The sequence below is a fragment of the Paraburkholderia sp. USG1 genome, assembly GCF_031570135.1.
GTDB classification, from domain to species: domain Bacteria; phylum Pseudomonadota; class Gammaproteobacteria; order Burkholderiales; family Burkholderiaceae; genus Paraburkholderia; species Paraburkholderia dioscoreae.
This window is the reverse complement of the sequence record NZ_JAMWXW010000001.1, coordinates 437427-462029: the sequence shown is the minus strand read 5'-3', so window position 1 is coordinate 462029 and position 24603 is coordinate 437427. Positions and strand designations below refer to the sequence as shown.

Annotated in this window: 21 protein-coding genes; 10 read left to right on the top strand and 11 right to left on the bottom strand. The window is 63.3% G+C overall.

Annotated elements, in window-relative coordinates; translation table 11 throughout:
• Nucleotides 1-117 precede the first annotated feature (117 nt).
• The 7 genes from NE850_RS02165 (at nucleotide 118) to NE850_RS02135 (ending at nucleotide 8608) form a co-directional block, all read left to right on the top strand.
• Nucleotides 118-1467, top strand: a complete 1350-nt coding sequence (locus NE850_RS02165; protein WP_165186632.1) for an NAD(P)-dependent oxidoreductase — start codon at nucleotides 118-120, stop codon at nucleotides 1465-1467.
• Nucleotides 1468-1531: 64 nt separating this feature from the next.
• Nucleotides 1532-2866 (top strand): NAD-dependent dihydropyrimidine dehydrogenase subunit PreA, encoded by a 1335-nt coding sequence (gene preA, locus NE850_RS02160; protein ID WP_007181160.1) that lies wholly within the window; start codon nucleotides 1532-1534, stop codon nucleotides 2864-2866.
• Nucleotides 2867-2977: 111 nt separating this feature from the next.
• On the top strand, nucleotides 2978-4489 hold the full coding sequence (locus NE850_RS02155; RefSeq protein WP_007181161.1) for an NCS1 family nucleobase:cation symporter-1: 1512 nt from the start codon (nucleotides 2978-2980) through the stop codon (nucleotides 4487-4489).
• A 53-nt stretch (nucleotides 4490-4542) separates the two neighbouring features.
• Nucleotides 4543-5994 (top strand): dihydropyrimidinase, encoded by a 1452-nt coding sequence (hydA, locus tag NE850_RS02150; protein ID WP_310698387.1) that lies wholly within the window; start codon nucleotides 4543-4545, stop codon nucleotides 5992-5994.
• 357 nt (nucleotides 5995-6351) lie between these two features.
• Nucleotides 6352-7134, top strand: coding sequence for an amino acid ABC transporter substrate-binding protein (locus NE850_RS02145; RefSeq protein ID WP_007181164.1), 783 nt, complete (start codon nucleotides 6352-6354; stop codon nucleotides 7132-7134).
• A gap of 23 nt (nucleotides 7135-7157) precedes the next feature.
• A complete protein-coding gene (locus tag NE850_RS02140; protein WP_007181165.1) occupies nucleotides 7158-7835 on the top strand; it encodes an amino acid ABC transporter permease in 678 nt (225 codons plus the stop codon).
• Nucleotides 7835-8608, top strand: a complete 774-nt coding sequence (locus NE850_RS02135; protein WP_007181166.1) for an amino acid ABC transporter ATP-binding protein — start codon at nucleotides 7835-7837, stop codon at nucleotides 8606-8608. The genes NE850_RS02140 and NE850_RS02135 overlap by 1 nt, the downstream gene beginning before the upstream one ends.
• 158 nt (nucleotides 8609-8766) lie before the next feature.
• Here NE850_RS02135 and leuA read toward each other — a convergent pair whose 3' ends face one another.
• Nucleotides 8767-10485 carry a 2-isopropylmalate synthase gene (leuA, locus tag NE850_RS02130; protein WP_310698386.1) on the bottom strand — a complete coding sequence of 573 codons (1719 nt, stop codon included), beginning with the start codon at nucleotides 10483-10485 and terminating at the stop codon, nucleotides 8767-8769.
• A gap of 267 nt (nucleotides 10486-10752) precedes the next feature.
• Nucleotides 10753-11637, bottom strand: coding sequence for a class I SAM-dependent methyltransferase (locus tag NE850_RS02125; protein WP_007181168.1), 885 nt, complete (start codon nucleotides 11635-11637; stop codon nucleotides 10753-10755).
• A 289-nt stretch (nucleotides 11638-11926) separates the two neighbouring features.
• On the opposite strand from NE850_RS02125, the gene NE850_RS02120 reads away from it, so the two are divergent.
• Nucleotides 11927-12256 (top strand): hypothetical protein, encoded by a 330-nt coding sequence (locus tag NE850_RS02120; protein WP_007181169.1) that lies wholly within the window; start codon nucleotides 11927-11929, stop codon nucleotides 12254-12256.
• Nucleotides 12257-12370: 114 nt separating this feature from the next.
• Here NE850_RS02120 and NE850_RS02115 read toward each other — a convergent pair whose 3' ends face one another.
• The gene (locus NE850_RS02115; protein ID WP_007181170.1) at nucleotides 12371-12985 is read right to left on the bottom strand and encodes a cadmium resistance transporter; all 615 of its coding nucleotides are present in this window, start codon (nucleotides 12983-12985) and stop codon (nucleotides 12371-12373) included.
• A gap of 310 nt (nucleotides 12986-13295) precedes the next feature.
• Between NE850_RS02115 and NE850_RS02110 the strand changes: the two genes are divergently transcribed.
• On the top strand, nucleotides 13296-13790 hold the full coding sequence (locus tag NE850_RS02110; protein WP_007181172.1) for a hypothetical protein: 495 nt from the start codon (nucleotides 13296-13298) through the stop codon (nucleotides 13788-13790).
• A 213-nt stretch (nucleotides 13791-14003) separates the two neighbouring features.
• On the opposite strand, the gene NE850_RS02105 is transcribed toward NE850_RS02110, so the two are convergent.
• The 3 genes from NE850_RS02105 to NE850_RS02095 all read right to left on the bottom strand — a co-directional run bounded on the left by NE850_RS02105 (nucleotide 14004) and on the right by NE850_RS02095 (nucleotide 17791).
• On the bottom strand, nucleotides 14004-15878 hold the full coding sequence (locus NE850_RS02105) for a glycosyl transferase family 1 (protein WP_165186625.1): 1875 nt from the start codon (nucleotides 15876-15878) through the stop codon (nucleotides 14004-14006).
• A gap of 140 nt (nucleotides 15879-16018) precedes the next feature.
• Nucleotides 16019-17281 (bottom strand): DUF3443 domain-containing protein, encoded by a 1263-nt coding sequence (locus NE850_RS02100; protein WP_310698385.1) that lies wholly within the window; start codon nucleotides 17279-17281, stop codon nucleotides 16019-16021.
• A gap of 45 nt (nucleotides 17282-17326) precedes the next feature.
• The gene (locus NE850_RS02095) at nucleotides 17327-17791 is read right to left on the bottom strand and encodes a DUF2844 domain-containing protein (protein ID WP_007181175.1); all 465 of its coding nucleotides are present in this window, start codon (nucleotides 17789-17791) and stop codon (nucleotides 17327-17329) included.
• 459 nt (nucleotides 17792-18250) lie between these two features.
• Here NE850_RS02095 and bamC point away from each other — a divergent pair, with 459 nt between their 5' ends.
• Nucleotides 18251-19486, top strand: a complete 1236-nt coding sequence (gene bamC, locus NE850_RS02090; protein ID WP_007181176.1) for an outer membrane protein assembly factor BamC — start codon at nucleotides 18251-18253, stop codon at nucleotides 19484-19486.
• 212 nt (nucleotides 19487-19698) lie between these two features.
• On the opposite strand, the gene NE850_RS02085 is transcribed toward bamC, so the two are convergent.
• From NE850_RS02085 to NE850_RS02065, 5 genes are all read right to left on the bottom strand, one after another.
• Nucleotides 19699-19917: a hypothetical protein gene (locus NE850_RS02085; RefSeq protein ID WP_035517992.1), complete on the bottom strand. Its 219-nt coding sequence runs from the start codon at nucleotides 19915-19917 to the stop codon at nucleotides 19699-19701.
• A 464-nt stretch (nucleotides 19918-20381) separates the two neighbouring features.
• Nucleotides 20382-21308, bottom strand: a complete 927-nt coding sequence (locus NE850_RS02080; RefSeq protein ID WP_035518536.1) for a DMT family transporter — start codon at nucleotides 21306-21308, stop codon at nucleotides 20382-20384.
• Between the two features lie 363 nt (nucleotides 21309-21671).
• Nucleotides 21672-23270, bottom strand: coding sequence for an L-lactate permease (locus tag NE850_RS02075; RefSeq protein WP_007181181.1), 1599 nt, complete (start codon nucleotides 23268-23270; stop codon nucleotides 21672-21674).
• A 352-nt stretch (nucleotides 23271-23622) separates the two neighbouring features.
• Nucleotides 23623-24129: a hypothetical protein gene (locus NE850_RS02070; RefSeq protein WP_007181182.1), complete on the bottom strand. Its 507-nt coding sequence runs from the start codon at nucleotides 24127-24129 to the stop codon at nucleotides 23623-23625.
• A 240-nt stretch (nucleotides 24130-24369) separates the two neighbouring features.
• Nucleotides 24370-24582, bottom strand: a complete 213-nt coding sequence (locus NE850_RS02065; protein ID WP_007181183.1) for a glycine zipper 2TM domain-containing protein — start codon at nucleotides 24580-24582, stop codon at nucleotides 24370-24372.
• Between the last annotated feature and the right edge of the window lie 21 nt (nucleotides 24583-24603).

Here is a 24603-nt window from a genome sequence, read left to right as displayed (position 1 = left end):
GCGGTTGCGGTCGTTTCACCCGCTTTACCGTAGTGCCCATAAAACAAGCCGTCCCGGCTGCGCTCGAAGCGCGGCCGGCGGGAGCGGCTACGTCCTCACATCGAAGAAGGAACGAGTATGGCCATCAAGCAAACCGGCGACATTGCGGCCCAGCGCCTGTCGCCCGAGCAGCTCTCGTGCGAGTTCTCTGACATCGCACCGCTGCTCGACGCGAGCGCCGCGGCCGCGGCGGCGAGCCGCTGTCATTACTGTTACGACGCGCCGTGCGTGAACGCGTGCCCCACGCAGATCGACATTCCCAGTTTCATCCGCAAGATCAGCAACGGCAATCTGAAGGGCGCGGCCGTGGACATTCTGTCGGCCAACCCGATGGGCGGCATGTGCGCACGCGTCTGCCCCACGGAAATTCTTTGTGAAGGCGCTTGCGTGCGCAACCATCAGGATGCGAAACCAGTGGCGATCGGTGCGCTGCAACGTCATGCGACGGACTGGGCGATGGCGCGCGGCGAAGTGCTGTTCAAGCGCGCGGCCGAAACCGGACGGCACGTTGCGGTGGTCGGCGCGGGGCCGGCGGGACTCTCCTGCGCGCATCGGCTTGCGCTCGCCGGCCATAACGTGACGATCTACGACGCTCACGAAAAAGCCGGCGGCCTGAACGAATACGGCATTGCCGCCTACAAAACCGTCGATGATTTTGCGCAGCGTGAAGTGGCGTGGCTGTGCTCCGTTGGCGGTATCGAAATCAAACATGGCGTGGCGCTTGGTCGCGATATCGAGCTCGACACGCTGCGCAAGCAGCACGACGCGGTGTTCCTCGCTATCGGCCTCGGCGGCGTGCGGGCGCTCGCGATGGAAGGCGAAGACCTTGGCGGTGTGATGAACGCGGTGGACTTCATCGAACAGGTGCGCAGCACGAGCGACCTCGGCACGGTGCCGGTGGGCCGGCGCGTCGTCGTGATCGGCGGCGGCAATACGGCGGTGGATGCTGCCGTGCAAAGCCGCAAGCTCGGCGCGGCGTCGGTGACGATGGTGTACCGGCGCGGCGTCGAGGCGATGAGCGCCACCTGGGCCGAGCGCGACTTCGCGCAGACCAGCGGCGTGACGCTCATCACGCATGCCACGCCGATGCGGTTGATTGGCGACGGCGGCGTGGTCACGGGTGTCGAATTCGTACGTACGTCGAATGATGGCGGCGAGGAGCGCTTCGTAGTCGAAGCCGACATGGTGCTCAAGGCGATCGGTCAAACGCTGGTGCCGGTCGGCATCGGGCGCGAGTTGCTGACCTTGGACGGCAGCCGTATCGCAGTCGACGCGAACGGCCAGACCTCGCTGGCAAACGTATGGGCCGGCGGCGATTGCGCGGCCACTGGCGGCATCGATCTCACGGTGCAGGCGGTGCAGGACGGCAAGGTCGCCGCTGCCGCCATCGATGCGCAGTTCGCCCGCACGGCGGCGAAAGCCGCCTGAAGCGAATCGAGCCAAATCACGTAACGAAAACAGACAAAAAACAGCAGTCCCCAAGGAGCCGAACATGGCCGATCTGCGCTGTACGATTGCCGGCATCACTTCGCCGAATCCCTTCTGGCTCGCCTCCGCGCCGCCGACCGACAAAGCCTATAACGTGAACCGCGCCTTCGAGGCGGGCTGGGGCGGCGTGGTGTGGAAGACGCTTGGCCTCGACCCGCACGTGGTGAACGTTAGCTCGCGCTACGGCGCGGTGCAATGGAACGGCCAGCGTATCGCAGGCCTGAACAACATCGAACTGATCACCGACCGTCCGCTCGACGTCAATCTGAAGGAAATCGCGCAAGTCAAACGCGATTGGCCCGATCGCGCGATGATCGTCTCGCTGATGGTGCCGTGCAACGAACGCGACTGGAAATGGATTCTGCCGCTCGTCGAGGACACCGGCGCGGATGCGGTCGAACTGAATTTCGGCTGCCCGCATGGCATGAGCGAACGCGGCATGGGTGCGGCGGTGGGCCAGGTGCCCGAGTACGTGGAGATGGTCACGCGCTGGGTCAAGGAGGGCACGAAACTGCCGTGCCTCGTCAAACTGACGCCGAACATCAGCGACATTCGTCTGGGTTCGCGCGCGGCCTATAAAGGCGGCGCGGACGGCGTGTCGCTGATCAACACGATCAACTCGATCGTGGCCGTCGATCTCGATGCAATGTCGCCGTTGCCGATGGTCGACGGCAAAGGCACGCACGGCGGCTACTGCGGCCCGGCCGTGAAGCCGATCGCGCTGAACATGGTGGCGGAAATCGCGCGCGACGTAGAAACGCCGAACCTGCCGATTTCCGGTATCGGCGGAATCTCCTCATGGCGCGACGCCGCCGAATTCATGGTGCTTGGCGCGGGCAGCGTGCAGGTCTGCACGGCGGCGATGCACTACGGATTCCGTATCGTTTCCGATCTCGCCGACGGCCTCTCCAACTGGATGGACGAAAAAGGTTACGCAACGCTCGACGACATTTGCGGCCGCGCCGTGCCGAATGTCACCGACTGGAAATACCTGAACCTCAAATACGACATCAAGGCGCGCATCGATCAGGACAAGTGCATTCAGTGTGGCCTGTGCCATATCGCCTGCGAAGACACGGCTCACCAGGCGATCATGAAAGAAAAAGATGGCGTCCGGCATTTTGAAGTGATGGACTCCGAATGTGTCGGCTGCAATCTGTGCATGCACGTGTGTCCGGTCGAGCAGTGCATCACGATGGAACGCGTGGACAACGGCGAGTACGCGAACTGGACCACGCATCCGAACAACCCGGCGCGAGTGGGTGCCGGACAAGGCGCAACGGCGGACGCGGCTGAAACCGCCGAGCCCGCGCATGCCCACGCGGCGAAAGCCGCCTGAAACACGACGTGGTTGCAGGACACGCAGCGCTAGTACTGAACCTGTCATTCCCCAGGGCCCGACGCGCCATTAGAGCCGCGCGGGCCTCAACGATCGAGTGGAGATCCCTAGATGAAGCAGACAGCGCAACCCGCCGACCCGCAGTTCGCAGCCGGCGTGCAGGGCAGCAGTCTTTACAACGACGACCTGGCGCCGACCGGTATCGCGCAGCGCACATGGAAGTGGTATCACTTCGCGGCGCTCTGGGTAGGGATGGTGATGAACATCGCGTCCTACATGCTCGCCGCCGGTTTGACGGAAGAGGGCATGTCGCCGTGGCAAGCCGTGATGACCGTGCTGCTCGGCAACCTGATCGTGCTGGCGCCGATGCTGCTGATTGGCCATGCGGGCGCGAAGCACGGCATTCCGTACGCGGTGCTGGTGCGCTCCTCGTTCGGCACGCAGGGCGCCAAATTGCCGGCGATGCTGCGCGCGATCGTCGCCTGTGGCTGGTACGGGATTCAGACGTGGCTCGGCGGCAGCGCGATCTATACGCTGCTGAACATTCTCACCGGCAACGCGCTGCACGGCGCGGCTTTGCCGTTCCTCGACATCTCGCTTGCGCAACTGGCCTGTTTTCTCGTGTTCTGGGCGCTGCAGATCTACTTCATCGTGCATGGCACCGATTCGATCCGCTGGCTCGAAAGCTGGTCCGCGCCGATCAAGATCGTGATGTGCATTGCGCTCGTGTGGTGGGCGACATCGAAAGCGGGCGGTTTGGGCTCGATGCTGTCGGCGCCGTCGCAATTCGTGCCGGGCGGCAAGAAAGAGGGCATGTTCTGGATCACCTTCTGGCCCGGCCTCACGGCAATGGTCGGTTTCTGGGCCACGCTCGCATTGAATATTCCCGACTTCACGCGTTTTGCCAGAACGCAGCGCGATCAGATCATCGGCCAGTCAGTCGGCTTGCCGGTGCCGATGGCATTGCTCTCGGTGATTTCGGTGGTCGTCACGTCGGCTACCGTGGTGATTTACGGCAAGGCGATCTGGGATCCGATCGACCTGACGAGCCGCATGACCGGCATTGGCGTGGGCGTCGCGCTGATCATCCTGACGCTCGACACCATGTGCTGCAATCTCGCGGCAAATCTCGTCGGTCCGGCCTATGATTTTTCGAGCCTGTGGCCCAAAGGTATTTCGTATCGCGTGGGCGGCATGATTACCGCGACCATCGCAATCGTGATGATGCCGTGGAAGATTCTCGCTACCACGCAGGGTTATATCTTTACATGGCTGGTCGGCTATTCGGCCTTGCTCGGTCCGGTGGCGGGGATTCTGATGGTCGACTATTTCCTGATTCGCGGCACGCGCCTGGACACGCGTGAACTGTTCGACGAACAGGGCGAGTACAGCTACACCGGCGGCTGGAATATCGGCGCGGTGGTCGCGCTCGTGATCGGCGTGCTGCCGAACTTGCCGGGCTTCCTGCACACCGCGTTTCCGGCGTCGTTTCCCAACGTGCCGGCGATCTTCAATACGCTCTATACGTATGCCTGGTTTGTCGGACTCGCGTTGGCGTCGATCGTATATAGCGCGTGGATGAAGCTGAGCAAGGGGCCCAGTGCGCGCGTGGCGAGTGCATGAACAGGAACGAAGTACGCAGCAACGAAACCAGCAGTTCATAAGGAGGCGGCAACATGACGACCCTGATTCGTGGCGGCACGATTATCGACGCGGAGAACACGTATCGTGCGGACGTGTTGTGCGCGGACCCGCAGGACGGCGGCACGATCCTGCAGATCGGCGAGGATCTGCAGGCGCCGGCCGGCGCCACGATCGTCGACGCGGGCGGGCAGTATGTGATGCCCGGCGGTATCGACCCGCACACGCACATGGAATTGCCGTTCATGGGCACCACGGCGAGCGACGATTTCTACACCGGCACAGCGGCGGGTTTGTCGGGCGGCACCACGAGCATCATCGACTTCGTGATTCCGAGCCCGAAGCAGCCGCTAATGGAGGCCTTCAAGGAATGGCGCGGCTGGGCCGAGAAAGCATCTTCGGACTACGGCTTTCATGTCGCCGTGACATGGTGGGACGACTCGGTCTATCGCGACATGGGCACGCTGGTGCACGAACACGGCGTGTCGAGTTTCAAGCACTTCATGGCCTATAAAAACGCGATCATGGCCGACGACGAAGTGCTGGTGAACAGCTTCTCCCGTTCGCTCGAACTCGGCGCGCTGCCCACCGTGCATGCGGAAAACGGTGAACTGGTGTTCCAGTTGCAGCGTCAATTGCTGGCGAAAGGCTTTACCGGTCCGGAAGCGCATCCGTTGTCGCGGCCGCCCGAAGTGGAGGGCGAAGCGGCCAACCGCGCGATCCGGATCGCGCAGGTGCTGGGCGTGCCGGTGTATATCGTGCACGTGTCCGCAAAAGACGCGGTCGATGCAATCGCGCGCGCGCGGAGCGAAGGTCTGCGCGTATTCGGCGAGGTGCTGCCGGGGCATCTGGTAATCGACGAAGCGGTGTATCGCGATCCCGACTGGACCCGCGCGGCGGCCCACGTGATGAGCCCGCCGTTCCGCTCGGCCGAGCATCGCGAGGCGTTGTGGCGGGGTTTGCAAGCCGGCCAGCTGCATACCACGGCGACCGATCACTGCGTCTTCTGCGCGTCGCAGAAGGCTATGGGCCGCGAGGATTTCACGAAGATCCCGAACGGCTGCGGCGGCGTGGAAGACCGGATGGCGGTGCTCTGGCATCACGGCGTGAATTCCGGGCGTCTCACGCCTAACGAGTTCGTGCGCATCACCTCGACGAACGCCGCGCAGATTTTCAACCTGTACCCGCGTAAAGGGGCGGTGCGGGTCGGTGCGGATGCCGACCTGGTGGTGTGGGATCCGAACGCGAGCAAGACGATCTCGGTGAAGACGCATCATCAGAAGGTGGACTTCAACGTGTTCGAAGGCATGACCGTGCAAGGCGTGGCGATGCACACGCTCACGCGCGGCGCACTCGCCTGGACCGACGGCGAGTTGCGCGCGGTGCGCGGTGCGGGCCGTTATCTGAAGCGCCCGCCCAACGGCGCTTACTTCGACGCGATCCGGGTCGCCAACAAGCGCAAGGAGCCGCAGCCGGTGGAGCGGTAGGCTATTGGCAGTCCCACGGGTGGCGCCGCCATCGAATGCGGCGCCACCCGTTTTTCCATGCCGGGCGTTCGCTCCGGCAGCACTCCTCTCGCGTTTTCCCCGATGGCGCGCAACATGCGTTCCATGTTGCGATGCATGCCGCGCCTGTTCTATCTGCTGTAGAGTTGAAATCCACGTCACACCAGAGGTCATGGCTGTTCGCTTAGCACGCGAGCGCATATGGATCGAAAACCTGATCCTTTGTAAAAACCCAGGCCATTTGCTACAGTCCGCCCACTCAGCCGGGCTCAAGCGCCGGCGGGGACTGTCCAACACAAGACCAAGCCACCGACGTGGCATATTTGACGGAGCCGCCTGATGAAATCGATTCGTTCCATTCTGCTGATCGCGTTGTTCCAGGCGGTGGCCGTGAGCTCCGCATTCGCCGCCGATGAACTCGCGCAGATCAAATCCGCCGGCGTGTTCAGGATCGGCACCGAAGGCACCTATGCGCCATTCACGTATCACGACGAATCCGGCAAGCTGACCGGCTTCGACGTGGAAATCGGCACGGCAATTGCGCAGCGTCTCGGCGTCAAGCCGCAATTCGTCGAAGGCAAATGGGACGGTCTGATCGCGGGTCTCGACGTGAACCGTTACGACGCGGTGATCAACGAAGTGGCCATTACCGACGCGCGCAAGGTCAAATACGATTTCTCCGACCCGTACATCACTTCGCATGCAGCGTTGATCGTGCAGTCGAACAACACCACGATCAAGAATTTCGACGACCTGAAGGGCAAGAAGTCGGCCAACACGCTGACCAGCAACTTCGGCAAGATCGCAGCCGCGCACGGCGCGGAAGTGATTCCCGTGCAGGGCTTCAATGAGTCGATCGACCTGCTGACCTCGGGCCGTGTGGATGCCACCGTCAACGACTCGCTGTCGTTCCTCGACTTCAAGAAGCACAAGCCGGACGCAAAGGTGAAGATCGCCGCGCTCGACACCTCGACCGACAGCAGCGACAAGTCCGCCGTGCTGATCAGGAAGGGCAACCCCGAATTGCAGGCGGCGATCAACAAGGCGCTCGCCGGCATCAGGAAAGATGGCACCTACGCGAAGATTTCCCAGAAGTATTTCGGCAAGGACGTCTCCCAGTAAACGCCTTTCCGCGAGTCTGAATCATGCCGGCATGGTTGCATCTGATGGCGCAGTCGCTGTGGCCCCTGCTGTATGCGGGGCTCGTGTTCACTGTGCCGCTCACGCTGATATCGTTTGCGATCGGGCTGGCGCTCGCGTTCCTCGTCGCACTGGTGCGTCTGTTCGGACCGAAGTGGGCCGTGGCGATCGTGCGCTTCTACGTGTGGCTGTTTCGCGGCTCACCGTTGCTCGTGCAACTATTCGTGATCTTCTACGGATTGCCGAACGTGGGCATCGTGCTCGATCCGTTGACGGCGGCGATCATCGGCTTTTCGTTGAATGTAGGCGCGTACAACTCCGAAGTGATACGCGGCGTGATCGAGTCGATTCCGAAAGGGCAGTGGGAAGCAGCGTATTCGATGGGTATGACGCGCGAGCAGGCCTTGCGCCGCGCCATCCTGCCGCAAGCGGCGCGCGTTGCGCTGCCGCCCTTGTCGAATTCGTTCATCGCGCTGGTGAAAGACACCTCGCTCGCCGCGGTGCTGACCGTGCCTGAAGTGTTTCAGGCGGCGCAGCGGATCGCGTCGGTGACTTACGAGCCGCTGATCCTGTACACCGAGGCGGCCCTGGTTTATCTGGTCTTCAGTTCGGTGTTGTCGTCGGCGCAGGTCAGGCTCGAGCGCAAATTCGGCCGCCACGCACTTTTCCATGCAGGCAACTGATGATCCGACTGGAAAAAATCGACAAGTACTTCGGCGGCCAACGGGTACTGAACTCGGTCGATCTTCAACTTGCCTCGGGCAATGTCACCGCATTGATCGGTCCGTCAGGCAGCGGTAAAAGCACGCTGCTGCGTTGCGTGAATCTGCTCGAGATTCCGGAGTCCGGTTCGCTCGAACTCGGCGACCAGCGGCTGGAATTCAGCCGCGAGCACAAACCCTCGCGCGAAACGGTACTGACGATTCGCCGTCGCACGGGCATGGTGTTTCAGAACTTCCAGCTCTTTCCGCATCTCACGGTGCGGCAGAACGTGATGGAAGGTTTGCTGACCGTGCTGAAGTGGGACAAGGACAAGGCGCGGGTTCGCGCCGACGAATTGCTGGAGAAAGTCGGCATCGCGCAGAAGGCGGATGCGTGGCCTTCGACGCTGTCCGGCGGTCAGCAGCAGCGTGTGGCGATTGCGCGGGCGTTGGCGCCGTCGCCGGAAGTGTTGCTATGTGACGAGCCGACCTCGGCGCTCGATCCCGGTCTCGCCGCGGAAGTGGTGGAGGTGCTCAAGCAACTCGCCACCGAAGGTATGACCATGCTGATGGCCACGCACGACCTGCGGCTTGCCGCGACGATCGCGCGCGACGTGGTGTTTCTGAATAACGGCGTGGTGGTGGAGGCCGGTCCGTCGCGCCAGATCTTCATGCAGCCGCGTGCGCCGGAAACCGAGCGATTCGTGTCTACGCTGACGCACAGTCTGCCGGATGAGTGGACTGCACCGAACTGATCCGAGAAGCAGTAAGGCAGTGGCGGTAGCTATGCCGCAATTCAGCAATTCAGCAATTCAGCAGCGCAGCGGGGCAGCGGGTCAAAAGAAAAGGGGGCGTTGAACAACGCCCCCTTTGAACGTTCGCGCTACGAAATCGCAGCCACGCTCCTCAAACCTTAAACGCCCACGCTTTCCGTAGCATCGTTCATGGCGGCCTCGAAGAAGCGCTCCTTCGCTTGCGCATTGACTCGTGCGTAAGCGCGATTCACACCGCTGATCACCGCGCGAATCGAAGCCGTCACCAGATTGGCATCGATACCGACGCCGAATGCGCTGCCGGCCACATCGGCTCCGGCCATTTCGGCAACCGCCACCGCGCGTGCATCGGCACCTTGAGTCAACGCGCGCTCTTCATAATGTTGAATGCGCACCGGCACGCCGATCGCGTGCATCAACGCGTCGAGCGGACCATTACCAGCGCCGTTCAGCACACGCCGCGTGCCGTCGATATCGACCGTGAGCTTGATGTGCTCGCGTCCGTCGCGCTCGGACAGGCTATGGCCGACGTAATGGATCGGCGTGGCGTTCTGCACATATTCCTGCTGGAACAATTCCCAGATCTGCGCGGAGGTGACTTCCTGGCCGCTATCGTCGGTGAAGCGCTGCACGGCCGAGCTGAAATCCACTTGCAGGCGGCGCGGCAACACCACGCCGTAGCCCTGTTCGAGCAGATAGGCAATGCCGCCTTTGCCCGACTGGCTGTTCACGCGAATCACCGAATCGTAGGTGCGGCCCAGATCGGCCGGATCGATCGGCATATAGGGCACTTCCCACATTGCATCCGGTTTCTGCACCGCAAAGCCCTTCTTGATCGCATCCTGATGCGAACCCGAAAAGGCGGTGAACACCAGATCGCCGACATACGGATGACGCGGATGGATCGGCAATTGCGTGCACTCTTCCGTGGTACGCGCGACTTCGTTGATGTTGGAGAAGTCGAGGCCCGGATCGACGCCCTGCGTGTACAGGTTCAATGCGAGCGTAACGAGATCGACGTTACCGGTGCGCTCGCCGTTGCCGAACAAACAGCCTTCGATACGATCCGCGCCGGCCATCACGGCGAGTTCGGCCGCGGCCACGGCAGTGCCGCGATCGTTATGCGGATGCACGGAGATGACCAGCGAATCGCGGCGCTTGAGATTGCGGTGCATCCACTCGATCTGGTCCGCGTAGATGTTCGGCGTGGACATTTCGACGGTGGCCGGCAGGTTGACGATCGCCTTGTGCTCCGGTGTCGGTTCCCAGATGTCGAACACGGCGTCGCAGACTTCCTTGGCGAATTCGATTTCGGTGCCGCTGAACACTTCCGGGCTGTACTGGAACGTGAACTGTGTTTCCGGCATGGTGGCGGCGATGCGCTTCATCGTGCGCGCAGCGTTTTGCGCGAGTTCCTTCACGCCGCTCTTCTCCAGATTGAAGACGATCTTGCGGAATTCCGGCGCGGTCGCGTTGTACAGATGGACGATGGCGCGCGGCACGCCACGCAACGATTCAAAGGTGCGCTCGATCAGATCGTCGCGAGCTTGCGTCAGGACTTCGATCGTGACGTCGTCGGGGATATGGCCGCCTTCGATCAGCTCACGCACGAAATTGAAGTCGGTCTGCGAAGCGGACGGAAACGCGACTTCGATTTCCTTGAAGCCGATCTGCACCAGCGTCTTGAACATGCGCATCTTGCGCTGCGCATCCATCGGCTCGAAGAGCGACTGATTGCCGTCGCGCAGATCAGTGCTCATCCAGATCGGCGCTTGCGTGATGGTGCGCGACGGCCACTGGCGATCCGTCAAGTCGATGGGCTTGAACGAGCGATATTTGGTAGCGGGGTTCTTCAACATTTTCATCGTCCTTGGGTGAGACCAGATAGCTGGGAGTCGACCGGACGACGAAAAGACATAACTGGGCCGCCGGTCGGAAACCGGGGCTGGGTCAGTTACTGGGGAATTGAGCGGTGCTTCGGGTGTATCAGATAGAAGCGCGCAGCAGCAGACCTAGCCCGGTAGAGGGGGCTAGTAGTAGCGATAGGATGGTCTGGGCGCGGTACATAGTGCGCAATAGGAACATATTATTGGGACGGCGTCAAGCGCCGTCCCGTCCGTGCGCGATCAGTGCGCCGGTTTTACGAAGCGCAAGGTCATGCGGTCCGATTCGCCGATCGCCGCGTATTTCGCCCGGTCGACGTCGCCGCCTTCGAAGGTCGGCGGCAGCGACCAGACGCCGTTGGGATAGTTTTTCGTGTCACGCGGGTTGCTGTTCACCTCGCTCTTGCCGGCCAGCTCGAAGCCGGCCGCGCGCGCGTGTTCGATCACGTAGTCTTCGGTCACGTAGCCGGTATCGATGGTTTGTTGCAGCGAGGTGCCCGGCGCCGCGCGATGTTCCTCGACCCCGAGCGCGCCGCCCGGCTTGAGCGCTGCGTAGAAGGCGCGCAGGTTCGCGTCGATCTGGCCGTCCTTGATCCAGTTGTGGATATTGCGGAAGGTCAGCACCTCATCGACGCTGGCATCGGCTGGAAAACCGCTGAACTGGCCCGCATGCAGCGTGCCGACCACGACCTTGCCGTAGACGGCGGGCGTGGCCGCGAGCTTGCGTGCGAACGCAGCCCGGCCGGCCTGTGCCTCCACCGATGGTCCGCCCTGCGGGCCGTCGTACTGCGCCTCGAAGAGCTTGCCGTGGTCGTGCAGATACGGCGCGAGGATCTCCGTATACCAGCCGCCGCCCGGCTCGATCTCCAGCACGCTTTGTGACGGCGCGAGTTCGAAGAATTGCAGCGTCTCTTTCGGATGACGGTAGATATCGCGCGTGCGGGCCTTGTCGCCGCGCTGCGGTCCGGCAATGGCCGCGTCGAGCAGCGCGGGATCGACCGATGCAGAGGCGGAAGTCGAGGCTGACGGGCCGGCGCAGGCCGCGAGAAGCAGCGCCGCACTCAACGCGGCGAGCGCGGTGCGCGACGCGCGAGTCTGGAGATTGGGTCGAGGGTTCATGGCGTCCATTATCGGGTTCGATCGGCCTGGAAGGAAATCGGCAATCGGCATAAGGATAGGCGCTTGCTCGATTTGCTGCGTGGCGCCGCAGCAGCCGGGAACGCGAGGAATAAATGACCGGGGCAGCCAGTTTTCCTGTTTGCTGCAGGTCGCGCCACGCCGGGCGAATCCGAAGCGTCAGATGGCGCGTATAAATGGTGGTCAGGGGGTGGTCAGGGTTTGCCGTCGCGCGCGGGCCTGGCGTGTGTCGAGCGCAACCTGATTCTTTTCTTTTCATTTCATTTTGCTGGAGGCAGGTATGAAACGAACATCGAGGAGGTGGCGGGCAGGGCAGGTGTTACTGTGCGCGGCTGCGTGCGCGATCGCCGCGCAGGCGGGAGCGCAAGGCCTGAGTCCGCAGGACGACATGAATGCGCCGCAAAACAGCACGCGTTTGATGCCGAACGCAGCGCGAGGCAGCGAATATCCGACGCACGGCAACCAGCAGGCAGGGGAAATGAACCTGAATCCGACCGATCCGCGCGCGCAACTGGTCAACGGCTTGCCGAACCACGCGAATTCCGGCGGCTATGGTTCACCGCTCGCCGGCGTACGTACCTACGTGCAACCGCAAACGCCGGCGAACTGAGCGGTCGCGCGCCTGGCGGTCATGCAACATCGCGCGCTGGACAGCTGCGCATCTTTGCACGGACCGTGCCGTTTTTTTCGTCGATTCTCTTGCTGATGTGCCGCTCGTCGTCACTCAGAGCCCGAATATGATCCGCGGCGTATCGTTCTGCGCGATCACCGAGACGCCGATCACCACCAGGATCAGCGGTAGCAGCGCCGTGCCGTAGCGCCGGATCGGCGCGCCGAGCAGTGGATGTTTGACGAGCCATACGGCGCCCGCGCACCAGAGCCCGATCATCACGATAAAGACCAGCGAGATGAATGCACCCTCGCTGTGTGAATGGCTTGCGTACAGCGGCACATAGACGGCGAGATTGTCGGAACCGTTGGCGATGGCAACGCAGGCCACCACCCACCGGGATGAGGCGCGTGCGGCGGGCGGCTCGCCGCCGGCCCGCCGCGTTTCCTCCTGTTGCGCGCTGCGGGGGCCAAAGCGCTCCCATGCTTTGGCGAGTCCCACGCCGATGGGCAGGATGCCGAGCAATCCGACATAACCCGCCGGCAGATGCTTCAGCAATGCGGCGAGCAGCATTGACCCCACGATCAAGGTCAGCGAGCCGGCACACTGCCCGGCGATCACGCGACACCGCTCGCCGCCCGCTTCCGCCAGGAAGGCGAGCAGCACGAACAGGTTGTCGATGTTGGTGGCGGTGTAACCCGCGATAGCGAGCAGGGCAAGGCTGAACATGCGGGAAAGCTGGTCGGCACAAAGTGAGAAAGATTGAGAGGGCGAAGCGATGTTGATCGCGAGGCACGGCCGGGAAGCCGGCGGCGCGCTGGAAGGACGGCGGCCGGTCAACACGATGCCGGTGCAAGCCGCTGCGGTCAAGCAGTCACTGTGTTACTCGCGGTGGATAGGCCGTGAAGATGTCCGTTGCCATATGCAGCCGGTACGTTGCTTCCGGCATTGAATGGACACGCGACCGGGTGCGCTGAGCGGGTGCAGGTCAAGCGGCCCGTAAGCTACAATTGCCGACGGCTTGAAAAACGGAACATCAATGAAGATTCGGATTCTCTTTATCGCCTGCGTCACGGCTGCTGCTTTGCTGGCGGGCTGTACGACTGTCTATAAGAACACGGACGCGTGCGAGCAGTTGATGCGAAGCAAGCTGGCGGATACGTCGGCGGATACGCTGAAGATCGCCCATGCGGGCTCAGGCATTAACGGCTCGCGGGTGGTGGTCGAGGGATCGATCGAGCATGTGGGGGTGCCTGCGTCTGTGGCGTCTGTGGCTTCAGTGACGAAAGCGCCGCTGACCGCTTCGGGCGCACAGGCGGCGTCTGCGGCATTGCCGGCTTCGGCGGTGTCCGTTGGTGCTTCTGGGGCATCAGGCGCTTCGGCAACCGAAGCACTCTCGCTCAAGCCCGCCAAACCGCAGAAGATCGTCACGCCAGCCGCCGCCGAGTGCACGTTCCACGGGCCGACGCTGAGCGCATTCAACTGGCTCGCACCGGCGAATCTTGTGACCCCGGCCGCGAACGCGACGGAATAACGCATCGGGCAATGGCAAGTCGAGTGGTGATTGGTGACACAAGGAAACTTGCGGCGCATGGCAAGCCGTGAGGCAAAGCAAGCCGTGAGGGCAGGCAAGCCGCAACGACCTTCAAACCACCGCAACCTTCAAACCACCGCAACCTTCAAACCACCGCAACCTTCAAACCACCGCAACCTTCAAACCACCGCAACCTTCAAACCACCGCAACCTTCAAACCACCGCCTCCTCGCGTTGGCGCTGCTTGTCCCGCACCAGTCGCAACACGCTTTCACCAAACGCCTGCGGCCGCCCTTCAAAGCAGCGCTCCACCGCCTGCGTGTCAATCAGACGCAGCCGCAAGGCCGTGCGCTCAGCGTGCGCATCGATCATTCGCACGGCGGCGGCGATGTAGTCCTCAACGCTCTCCGCTGTCGCCCACGACGGCATGCCCACGCGCTCGAACAGCGCGCCGTCGATCCGTTCGAACACTTCCGGCCCGCGCTTGCAGATGCCGGGCAAACCCAGCGTGAGCGCGTCGACGATACCGTTGGTATTGCCGAACGGAAACGGGCTGAGAAAGAGGTCGGAGCGATTGACCCGCGCCAGATAATCCGCGTAATCGTGAAAGCCGTGCACGACCGCGCGCGGCAACGCCTGGCGGATGACTTCGCGCATGCGCTCGAGCGGTAAACCGTAAGGTACGCCGCTCATGAAGTGAAACTCCACAGGCGTTGCAGCGCGCGTGCCGATCTCGCGGCACGCTTCGAGAAAGCCGGGATTGAGCTTCATTGCGCTGGCCGTGATGACCACCTCCAGCGTTTCACGTGACGGCGGCACTTCCGCGACGATATCCGGCAGCGCCACCGACGGCCGGTACGGCTGACCGTCTTTCGGCAGCTTCAGCAGACGTTCGCTGAAGCAGGCCGGGTCGCCGACGTAATCTTCCTCGACGCTGACGTAGTCGATCTTGTCGGAGTGAGTCGTGGCCGGATGGCCGAGCCCGGCGATCTGCAGCGGCGCAACGCGCAGGTTCGACATGAACACCGTCAGCGCGAACATGCCGACACTCGGCATATAGAGCACGTCGGGACGTTCCGCCTCGGCAAAGTCGCGAATTGTTTTCAGACATTCGCCGATGTATTCCGGTTCCTCCAGTTCGATGAAGCGGTCGAACACCGCGCGCCCGATGTCGTCGATAGCGTAGCCGAAGCTGAAGGCCACCACCTCGAAATGCTCGCGCGCGGCTTCGAGCGTGCGCGAGTGCGTGCGGTAGATGGAATGGGCGCCGCCGAACCATTCGAGCACGACCAGCATGAGCGGCTTTTTGCCACGCTGCTTGCGGCTCTTTGCGGGCGACAACTGCGACGCGGGAAGGTCGGTCAGCCCCAGTTGGTTCAGCTTGCGGCGCACCAGTGCATTGATGTCGCGTTTGATCTCGTGCCGCCGCGGCGTGTCCGCATAGCTGCAAAACATATACGCGTTGTGCAGCAGGGCCGTGGGCAGGTCGTCGAGGTCGGCGATCTGCTGCAGTTTGCCGGGAAGCCATTCCATCAGCGCCTCGCGCTTGATGTGCGCACTCGCCGAGCCCTTGAAGACCGGCGCCAGCAATACCAGCGCGAGACAGGCGGCGAGGGATTTGTTGTACGCCCACAGCGCCGCGAAGTCGAGTTCGAGTTCCGATTCCGTGGAGTAGAGAACGCAGAGTTTCTCGACGAAGCTGTCGCCCGGCAGAAACTGGGCGTTCTCCTGACCGCGCGGATTCAGGTTGCGGGCGACATGGTCCGCATTGCCGAATGCCGTGGAGGAGAAGACGAGGCCGACCCATTCGTGCAGTGTCAGCAACAGCCTGAAGCACTCGGGCGGCAGCTTGAACGCCGGGTCGGCGAACAGGGTCGAAGCCGCGCTCGCGAGGCGTGTGCAGAAGCGTTGGCGTTGCTCGTCAGGCGGCAGATCGGCTATGCCCGACGCAAGAAAGCAGCCGTCCAGCTTGCCGCGCTTCTGCTGCAGAAGCGCGAGCGCGGCAATGAACTGGATGGAAGCCTTGACGTGCTGTTGCGTATAAACGAGCTGCTCGAAGTGATCGAGCGAAAAAGTGGGTTCTTCCATCTGCCGACAATTCCAGAATTTGCATGACTAACTAACTGGAAGGCAGTTAGCCGGAAAGCGGAAATTATCGCAGTCGGTGGATATCAAATCTGTGCGTTCGGCGAGTTTGGGAATTTTCAGCGACGAAAGAAGCCGCGCGCTCAGAACGCGTAGTAAGGGCCTGGTCCCGCCGACGTCTCGCGCGAGGCGATCGCCGTATAGACGCGTCGTCCGAAGAAGAACGGCAGGCCCCAGCCGAAGCCGCTGCTGGCCACGCCGGCAAGGTTATTGAACGCGTTATTCGCCGACGCGAACAGCGCGCTCGAATTGCCGATCGCAAACGACACCATGCTCGACGCGCCGTCCGTGCCCGTGATCGCGGCGCTCGCGGCCTGCACCGAGGGCGGGCAGTACCAGAAGCCGCACTGCGGCAACTGGCTATTGCTGAAGAAGAGCCCGTTCGAGCCGCTGTCGAGATAGCTTTGCGAATACGTCTGGCCGCCGCTCGTGGTGACGACGTAGCCCGTCACCGAATTCGCCTTGAGGACGCTGGCGCCGCCGAGCGTGTTGTTCGCCTGGGTGCCGATGCCGAAGATCATCGAGCCCGATACGCTCGCCGCGCCGGCGTCGGCGATGGCCGGCAGGTCGATCACCACGCCGTTGTTGTCGAGCGCGAAGCGGCTGACCGGATTGGTCACCTGTTGCGCGAGCGCCTGCGTGCTCGCCTGGCAGGCGCCGCTCGCGTCGCAACTGTAGTACCAGCGCGGCAGCGCGCTATTGACGCAGCCGCTGCCGCAGTCGGCCGCGAACAGGCCGACGCCGAGAATGCCGTTCGAGCGCAGGCCCGCCACCGTCTGCATGGCGCGGCCGGAGCCCGCGCAGTCGGCGGGCACGGTGGGCACCGCCGGGTCGGCGATGGTCTGGATCGGGATCGACGCGGCCAGCTGGCCGGCCATGCGCACGTCCGCGCTGCGCACCGCGCCCCACGTGTAGCCGCCGCCGAACACCGCGCACTCGCCCGCCATGCCGCCGCCCGACGCGATTGCCGCGAGCGGGAGGCTCGCCGGCAGCGCGGAGGCGAGAATCCGCAAGCCGTGCGAGCCGGTGTCGACCTGGACATTGTCGATCGTCGCGCAGTTGTCAGTGCCGGGCTGGCAGACGGTGACGCTCGTCGTCAGCATATTGCGCGTCAAGCCTGGCGCGGTGGTGACGATGATCGGCTGGATATTCGGCGTAGTCGACTGCGGTACGGAGCCGTTCGACGCGGCGGGCGGCGTGGCGGCCGGCGGCGCGCTCGCGGCGGCCGGGCTGCTGGCCGAAGTGGTCTGGGACGTGGCGGCCGGGGTGCTGCCGCCACCGCCGCCGCACCCCGCAAAGGCGGCGCAGACGAGGAGCAGGGCGGGAAGGCTAAGGGCGGATTTCATGGCGTCGTGAGCTGGGGTGGAGGCGGAGTCTCGAGGCTGTGCGCGTCACTGGAAATCGTCGGCCGTGACGCCGGCCGGCAGCGCCGCGGGCAGCCATGCGCGGCCCACGTAACCGCGCATCGGCCCGCCGGATTCCACGACCACGTCCGGCCGTGCCACGCGCGAGACATGCAGATTGCCGTCGGCGGTCGCTGCTTCGGCGCCCGCGCGATACGAGCCGGCATAGGTTCCGAGCAGTGCGCGCAGGTCGGGCATGGTTGGCCCTTGCCACGTGTAGGCGATGATCTGGCCGGTGTTCGTGGCGTACTCGTTGATGGTCGTGTTGCCCGCGTCGGTCAGCGTGCGCATGCGCAGCGCGCCGTTCAGCAAGCTGCGTGGCGCGGTCGCGTTCGAACTCGCCTGATCCGGCATGGCGCCACCCAATTGGGCGCGCGCATCGGCGCTGGCGCACGACACGGCAATGGCCATTGCGCAGGCGGCGAGAGTCGGGGAGAAGGTGGGCACTGGCATGATGGTCGTCTCTCGGTTGGCGCCCTCGAAGGCTTCTTGAAATGTCTATTTCAAGATATCACTGAGGTTTTCTGACCGTTACCAGAAGCGGTATTCGACTATTTCGAGATCTCAAAATTAGCCGTGCGAGAGGCCCGGAAAAGGCCGTTGAATCAATACACTGTCGAGTAAGTAGGGTGTATCTGACAGGCGCTTGGGAAATGTGGGTAATTGTTAAATCTGCCGCGCGGCAAGCCGGTTTCAGGCGCGAAAACCAGTCGCCTGAAACCCTGGGAAGCTGCGCGCCGCGAGGGCGGTTCCAGATCCCTGGCGTGAGTAGATCGGGTGCCATTTCCCAGCGGCTCACGCTGCTTAATTCGCACGCAAACCCGGGTTTTTGCACACGGGTCGCCGGGATCGGTAAAATGTTGGGTTGATCCACGGAAACTTGCCGTGGCGTAGCGGAAGGATTCCCCGAACATGACTGATCTTCGTCTTACCAAGCGGTTTGCAGTAATGCTGATGGCAGGCGGTCTGGTCGCCGGCTGCGGCACGTCGTCGCCGACCAAAATCGACTACAAGAGCGACTCGAAATCGAAGCAGGTGTCACTCGCCGTACCGCCGAACATGATTGATGAGACGGCCGATCAGCGTTCGTTGCCCCCGCAGGGCGGCGAAACCTCGTTGTCCACGCTCCAGCAGGTCCAGGCGCAGGCGCCGTCGGCCAACTCCGTGGTGGTGGTGCCGCAGGTCGCCGGCATGCATATCCAGCGCGACGGCACCGAAAGCTGGCTGGTCATCGACAACAAGGCGCCAGATCAGGCATGGGCGCAGATTCGCCGTTTCTGGCAGGAGCAGGGTTTCCTGCTGGTGGTCGACCAGCGCGACAAGGGCGTGATGGAAACCGACTGGAACGAAACGCACGCTCAGATCAACGACGGCCTGATCCGCAACACGCTGTCCAAGGCGATGGGCAACAGCTATGTGACCTCGGAGCGCAACAAGTACCGCACGCGTCTCGAAGCGGCGCCGAATGGCGGCACCTATGTGTTCATCAGCCAGAAGGGCATGCGTGAAGCGCTCAGCGGCACGAACAACGATTCGAGCACCTGGGTGCCGAAGCCGAACGACCCGGGCCTCGAACAGGAATATCTGAAGCGGCTGCAAGCAGCGCTGGCACTGGCCGATTCGCGCACCAAGCCGGGCGACACGCAAAGCGCCGAGCTCTCGCCGGCCGGTGCGCAAACGGCGCCTAACGCGGCCACGGCGGGCGCAAAGTCGGCGGCTGCGGCCACGGCGGCGCGAAACGTCGCGTTGTCCGCGCAGCAGCCCACGCCGGACGCGGATTCGGCGAACAATACATCGGCGCAGCTCTCCTCCACGGAGCTCACGCTCGGCGAGCCATATGACCGCGCCTGGTTGCGCGTGGGCCTCGCGCTCGACCGCAGCAATTTCACCGTCGACGACCGCGATCTGACCCGTGGCCTGTACTTCGTGCGCTACGTCGATCCGAAGGATATGACGTCGGCGGAACAGGGCTTCTGGAGCCAGGTGTTTCACGGCAAGAAGGAGAAAGTGGCCAAGCAGTATCTCGTGAACGTGCGCGCGGTGACGCCTGACCAGACGCGCGTGGCCGTGGTCAACGACCAGGGCGCGATCGACGAAAGCCCGCAGGCCAAGCAGATCATGAGTCTGATGGTTGACCAGTTGCACTAAGGCGCAGCAGGTTCGAGCACCGTCTGAATGTCTGAACCCGCCCGGGATTGACTCCCGGGCGGGTTTTTTTATGCCCGGATGTCTATCGCCGGATATGAAGCAGCGCGCGGCCCGGACAGAGATCGCCCGCGTGCGCATGTGTTTTGCTTGGCTTGCAGAATACCGGTACGAACCGGCATTCAATGGGAGTTGGCCATGTTCGACGTGATTCCTTACTGGATGTGGGCCGCGAGCTTGCTCGTCCTGGCGCTGGTGTGCGGCGCAGCCTTGAGCCCGCGCGAGGCGCGGCGGCCAACCGGCTTGCGGATGCGGCACACGGCGGCGCGTCGAACGAAGTGGCCGACGCCTTGAACCGTCCTTGCCGCCGTCCTGAACCGCTTGCCGTATTCCGCGACGGCAACCGTGCATGCGGCCGCCTCGTGCAGCCGCATGTAACGTGACGTTACCCCGGTGACGTAACTTTCAAAGCCTTCCTTCCGGCCGCCGCCATCTTTTTCTCCTGTAAGAAAATCCAATAAGAATCAACTGTTTGCCCTTGATGGCTCCCGTCGTTTGACAAACTGGCACACAAGCTGCTTTTGTAAGTTCGTGGAGCCGGGCCGGCTTGCCGCACGTGGGTTTGCGGCGAGCCGTCAATCCAGCGATCCGGTCAACGACTCCAGCATCCAGCATCCAGCATCGGCCAACGAACCGCTGCTTAGCCCGATGACGGCCCGCGCGTGTAGCGCGCGGCCTCGGTGGCCCCGTCGCCTATCCTCGTAGGGCGACGGTTTCGCCCGCACTCCTGTGGAGTGCGGGCTATTTTTTTGTGCCTGGGAGTTGCTGCGGCTTGGGGACGGCGGGAAGAACGGCAGTATCGGCGACGCCGGGAAGCGTCGCGCGAACGAAGCGGTTTTCAGGTATCCGCGCGGCGCGTGCCGATCCACGGCAGGCGTTTGATGACGCCGGTGGCCAGCGCGGTGCCGACCAGGATTACGCCGCAACCTTCCAGCATGCCGGGCGACACGCTCTCGCCGAGAAACAGCGCGCCCCACAGAATGCCGAAGATCGGAATGACGAAGGTCACGGTAATGGCGCGCGCCGGTCCGGCCACCGCGATCAGATGGAAGAACAGCATATATGCCACGCCGGTACACGCGACGCCGAGCGCGATCACCGCGCCCCATGCGTGCAGCGAGACCGGCGCCGCCGGCCAGTAGATCACGGCGAGCGGCAGCAGCACGAGCGTGGCGCCGGTCATGGTGCCCGTAGCGACGGTCAGCGCGTCGACGCCCGTCAGATGGCGCTTGGTGTAATTGGCGGCGACGCCGTACAGCAGCGTGGCGCCGAGCGCGGCGGCGGCCGCGAGCGCAGTCGTGAGCGGCGTGGCGGGCGTACCGTTCGGCGCGGCGATCTGATCCCACACCAGCATCAATACGCCGAGAAAGCCAATCACCAGCCCGAGCGTGCGTAGCGCGCTCAGCCGGTCGCGCAGCCAGACAAAGCCCACCAGCGCGCCCCACAGCGGCGTGCTCGCATTGATCACGGAGGTCACTCCCGCCGACAGCGTCAGCTCGGCATAGGCGAACAGGCAGAAGGGCGCCGCCGAATTCAGGATGCCGACCACCAGCAGCGGGAAGGCTCGCGTGCGCAGGATGGCCGCGGATTGGCGCAGCGGGCGTCGCGCGATCAGCACGACGGCGAGAAAGGCCGCGCCGATGCCGACGCGCAGCGCCATCAACGGTGCGACGCCGAAGTCGGTTACGCCGACGCGGATAAACAGGAACGAGGCGCCCCACAGGGCGGCGAGGATCAGCAACTGCAGCAGGTTCTTGGCATTCATGAGGGTGGCGCCGCGCGCGGTTGAGTCGAGACGCCCGCGCATCGTAACAGCGCTATCGCGCGAAACGTTTCAGGCTGGAATGAAACGGCAAGATCCGGGAGATGAAAGGCGTCTGATAGTGGTGATCGTAAAGGCCGCAGTGGCACGCGCAAAACGAGCAATTCTCACGCTGATGTGAGAAAAATTACGACCAGGGCAATGTGGTGGAACGGAGCACGCAAGCGTGAGCGGGTATCCGCTTGAAGTCCGCGAATTATTTTGCGGCGACCATTTAGACGGCGGACTTGAAATGCATGAGCGAAGGAAGGGGGCGGGGGCGGCCCGCACCACCGCCGCGCCCGTACCCGCCTCAATGCGCTCCGCTCAGTGCGGAATCATCCACTGCAGGAAATTCTGCTGCACCCAGACCAGCACGCCGAGCAGTACCGTCAGCAGCATTGAATGCTTGAACGTTTTGGCGAACACCACGCCCTCCTTGCCTTTGAGTTCGGTGGTCGCCACGCCGGTCGAGATGTTTTGCGGCGAGATCATCTTGCCCATCACGCCGCCCGACGAGTTCGTCGCCGCCATCAGGATCGGGTTGAGATTCAACTGGTTGGCCGCCACCACCTGCAGGTTGCCGAACAGCGCGTTGCCGGACGTATCGCTGCCGGACAGGAACACCGCGACCCAGCCGAGGAACGCCGACACCAGCGGGAAGAACGGTCCGACCGAGGCAACGCCCAGCCCGAGCGTGTACGTGAGGCCCGAGTAATTCATCAGATACGCGAGCCCGACGATGGTCGCCACTGTCAGGATGGCGATGCGCGTCTGCACCCACGTGTCGGCGATGGCCGCGCCGAACTCGCGCGGGCTCAGCTTGACGACGAACGCGGTGATCAGCGCGGCGACCAGAATGGCAGTGCCGGTCGCGAGCGGCTGGAAGTCCCACACCGCGCCATACGTCGTGTTGTACAGCGTGATGAACACGGCCTTGTCGAGGCCGGGCCACGGCACCTTGATGTCGCCGATCAGGAAGATCTTCGCCACGGTCCAGACGATCACCACGACCGACACGATGATCCACGGATACCAGCCCTGGCCGCCGCCGATCTTGCCGCGCACCTCGCCGACCCGGTCGATGTTGACCGCGAATTTCGGATCCGCTGCGGGTCGCCAGACGCGCAGGAAGGCAATCGTCAGAATGAGCGAGACCATCGACGACAGGACGTCGGTCAGGCTGTAGTTCACGAAGTTCGAGGCGACGAACTGCGTCAGCGCGAAGCTCGCGCCGGATACCAGCAGCACCGGCCACACCTTCAGCATGTTGCGAAAGCCCGCATAGACGCTGATGACATAGAAGGGCAGCAGGAAGGCGAAGAACGGCAACTGGCGGCCGACCATTTTGGCGAGCGAATCGGCCGGCAGGTGCGTGACCGCGCCGAGCACGGTGATCGGCACGCCGAGCGCGCCGAAGGCGACCGGCGCGGTATTGAAGATCAGCGTGAAGGTGAGCGCTTCGAGCGTGGGAAAGCCGAGCAGAATCAGCAACGAACTGGTAATGGCGACCGGCGTGCCGAAGCCGGAAATCCCTTCGAGCAGCGCGCCGAACGAAAACCCGATCACCACCAGCACGACGCGCCGGTCGTTCGGCAGGTTGTCGATCATCCACATGCGAAAGGCCGCAAAGCGGCCCGAGCGCTGCGAGATGTTGTAAAGCAGGATCGCCGTGAACACGATCCACATGACCGGCCAGCAGGCGAACACGGCGCCGGCGACCACCGAATTGACCGCGAGTCCCACCGGAAACTGCCAGACAAAGACCGCCACGATCAGGCCGACGATCAACCCCGCGAGCGAAGCCTGCCACGCCGGCCGGCGCGCCCAGCCAAGCAGAAGCAGCACGACGATGATCGGCAGGGCCGCGACGAGGAACGAGGGCAATAGCGAATTGCCGACAGGAGTGAGTAGCTGGTGGAACATCACGTCTCCTTCGTTGTTGTTCGAACTCGACGCGCCACTCCGCCTGAAGGGGCGCGTCGCTCTGGCATGACGGATGGGTGCCGACGGCAGCACGTGCGGGACGGGCCGGGGCGCCTTTTTAAGCAGATACTGTGTGCGGCTTACCGAAGCATAGAACCCCGTCGGGCTGCGTCAAGAAGGGAAACTACGGGCGAAGCAGACAGGGGCTGGGAGCGCGTCTTGCGCCCGCGCGGGGCCGCACGGTGCGCGAGACGACGAGCGACACGACGAGCGATGCGACGAGCGATGCGCGGGTCCATGCGGGGTGCGCATCGGGCGAAACGTCGGGCGAGGGTGAATCGTAAGGCGGCTGTCAGTGCCCATGTCCGTGACCGCCCCATCCACCCCCATAACCATGACCGCCTCCCCAGTAACCGCCAAACCCGAAACCGATCGAGACCGACGGCGCGTACCAGCCCGGATAGCCGTAATAGGCCGGATAGACCGGTGGCGGATAGTAGACGGGATAAGCGGGCGCAACATAAACCGGCGGGGCGGCGACCGCGTAAGTGGGCGGCGAGCTTTGCTGAGCCGCTTGCGCCTGCGCCTGTTGCTGCTGCTGTTGACCTGCGGATGAGTCGACTTGCCCGACGGGCACTTGTTGCTGAGTAGCAGTGGCCGGCACCGTGGCGTAGTACGGCGGGTAGTAGCCGGCCGGGTAGTAGCCGTATGGGTAATAGCAACCGGAGAGCGTGAGAACACAGACCACACCTCCAAGCGCAATACCCGTGTTGGAAAGACGTGGCGAGGAATCACCGGAAAAGGGCCGCGGCAACCGCCGGCCGATCGCACACACCGTGTTGATGAGGCGGGACTTCATGACGCGCTCCTGGTTGAATCGAACGCCGCCGTTGGGGCGACAGGGCATCAGCTTACGCTGCTCCCGCGCCAACCGGATTGCAAATCCGTAACGGCTTATTTCACCTTATTGCAGCGTCACTTGAAAACGGGCATCGGAGACATCTCGCCCGCCCGGGAAGCAGCGCGTCCGGCTCTCTGTGAGCCGCGCATCGCCGGACTCACCTTTGTGTCATGGATAGCGCGAAGACCGGGCGTCCGGTTACTTGCCCACCTCATGCCCGATGACTCCGCCCGCCGCCGCACCGCCGATCGTCGACAGCGCATTGCCGCCGACCGCCGCGCCCGCCGCGCCGCCCAGGCCTGCGCCGATGGCCGTATCACGGCCCTGCCGGCTCATGCCTTCACACGCGGAAAGACTGACCACCGCTGCCACGATGGCCGCGAGCGTACTGATTTGACGAATCGATTTCATGATGCTGACTCCGGTACTTGT